Origin of the sequence: Rhizobium sp. BR 314 (assembly GCF_047445805.1) — a bacterium.
Lineage (GTDB): Bacteria > Pseudomonadota > Alphaproteobacteria > Rhizobiales > Rhizobiaceae > Rhizobium > Rhizobium lusitanum_B.
Genome location: NZ_JARWLA010000100.1, coordinates 1 through 2,165, shown reverse-complemented (window position 1 = coordinate 2,165; position 2,165 = coordinate 1). Strand labels below are relative to the sequence as shown.

Here is a 2,165-nt window from a genome sequence, read left to right as displayed (position 1 = left end):
GGCTCGACACTCTTGCGCTCCACCGGCAGCATGAGGCCAAGGCAGTAATCCTTCAGCGGCTCTGCCCGATCGGCATGGCCGATCACATCGACAAGCCTCTCGACATAATCCGCAAAGTCTGATTCACTTCTTCCGCTCAGGCCATTCATCTCAGCTTGCTCCTGCTGACCACGAATCGCCACGCTAGCACATCATCGCAAACCGCGAATCTCCCGTTTTTTGTGACTCATACGGCTTCTCATTGATCAGAACGCATTGGCCCATTCTCTGCGTCCGATGGACATGATGCGCCAGGGCTGACTTTCGAGTTTTCGCCATGCGTCGCAACAGTGATTGACGATATCGTCGTAGGATTTGAAGACTCGGTTCGAGAGCCAATTCTCGCGCATGAAGAGCCAGAGGTTTTCGACCGGGTTCAACTCTGGCGATTTCGGCGGGAGCGGCAGGATCGTTATGTTTTCGGGCACGACGAGATTGTTGGACATGTGCCATCCCGCCTGATCCATGATGAGGATGGCATGGGCGTCATCGGCGACATGACGGGCGATTTCGGCCAGATGCTGCGTCATCGCGTAGGTGTCGCACCACGGCATGACCAGCGCTGCCGCTTTGCCGAGCTTCGGGCAGATTGCGCCAAAGATGTAGGCCGATCTGGTGCGTTGATCATGCGGCGCTGAAGGTCGCGTTCCGCGCTTGGCCCACCGGCGCGTGATCTTGTTCTTCTGACCGATGCGAGCTTCGTCCTCGAACCAGATTTCTATTTGCTTGCCTCGTGCCGCTCCAGCGGCAATTTCTGCCACCGCGGCGGGGAACTTTTTTTAAATTCCTCAATGGCTTGGGGGTCTTGCGCGTGATGTTTGGGCCGTGCGGCCAGCTTGCGATAGCCCATGGCTCGCACCTCACGGCTCAGCGTTTGCTCGCTCACCGAGATGCGAAACCCTTCCCAAAGCCATTGAACCAGATCGCACAGACGCCAACGCACAATGCCGTCAAGATAGGGCGTCGGTCCGCGCTCGATGGCCTGTGCCAAGGCCGCACGCTGCTGATCGTTTAATCGCGACTGCGGACCGGGAGCCTTGCCGTTGATCAGGCCTTGGGGACCACGCTCGTTGAAGCGCATGACCCAGTCCCGAACGATCTGGAGCGTGACATTGCCGAGACGGGCGGCATCGGAACGCGAGCCTCCGTCATAGATCGACGCGAGCGCCAACAAACGTCGTGCCTGGGCGGCGTCCTTCGTCTGCCGCGCCAGCCGCCGCAGACCTTCTCCCTCAAAATCCTCACGCAATGAAATCCCTGATCGCATCGCAGACCTCCGGTTTGCTCCAGAGATTCAGATTCACCGCGTTTTGGGAAGGCCAAAGAGTCAAGTTAAACGGGACGCGGTATCAGTAAGAATAGGTATGCCTGCTGCGTCAGCATACTTGGCATAAAACGGATCCAGGCCGAGTGAAATCGGTGGGCTGCGAACCATGAAAGTATCGAAATTGGATATATCAGCCATCGACAATGGCGACGCAGATAAACCATCCTCAGCGCCGCCAAGTCCCCTGCGGATGCAGCAAGAAGGTATCCACCGACAAGGACCATCGCCATCGAGCATCCATGAATCATCATGACCTTTCCTTAGTGCACTGTCTTCCTGAGACGACGCAACAACCATGCCAATCACCAAGCAAAGAACCGACGGTTATATTTGTCGGCCCTGTCGCGCTAAGAGTCGGATTCGAAAAGCGTTCAACGATATCCATACCTTGCTAGCCGTCTGGTGATGAGACGAATGTGGGCGATCATGATCCACGCTTCGGCTGATGCGATGGAGCGTTCGACGTCTTTGGCCAATCTGCGGCATCTGCCAAGCCAGGCGAAGGTCCGTTCGACCACCCATCGACGCGGCAGAACCTCGAAGCCTTTCGCCTTGTCCGAGCGCTTGATGATCTCGATCGTCCAGCGCCCGATCTTTTTCAGTCGCCGCTTCAACTTATCGCCCGCATAGCCACCATCGGCGAAGACATGCAGCAACCATGGCCACCTGTGGCGGATGGATTTCAGGAGATCGGGAGCACCGTCGCGATCCTGGATGTCGGCGCTGTGCACCATGAGTCGGCGCTGTGCACCATGAGAGCGACCATCAGGCCGAGCGTATCGACGATGATATGGCGCTT

The 2,165-nt window shown here is 57.3% G+C and carries 1 protein-coding gene and 2 pseudogenes; all 3 read right to left on the bottom strand.

Annotation, left to right across the window (positions count from 1 at the left end):
• Positions 1–149: pseudogene (locus QD461_RS36535) on the bottom strand (IS701 family transposase); the annotation flags it as partial.
• 96 nt (positions 150–245) lie between these two features.
• Positions 246–1,306, bottom strand: a protein-coding gene (locus tag QD461_RS36530; RefSeq protein WP_184462176.1) for an IS630 family transposase whose coding sequence is annotated in 2 segments (ribosomal slippage) — positions 246–814 and positions 814–1,306 — 1,062 coding nt in all. Because the reading frame shifts where the segments join, the coding sequence is not laid out codon by codon here.
• Positions 1,307–1,737: 431 nt separating this feature from the next.
• Positions 1,738–2,165 (bottom strand): annotated as a pseudogene (locus QD461_RS36525) (IS5 family transposase); the annotation flags it as partial.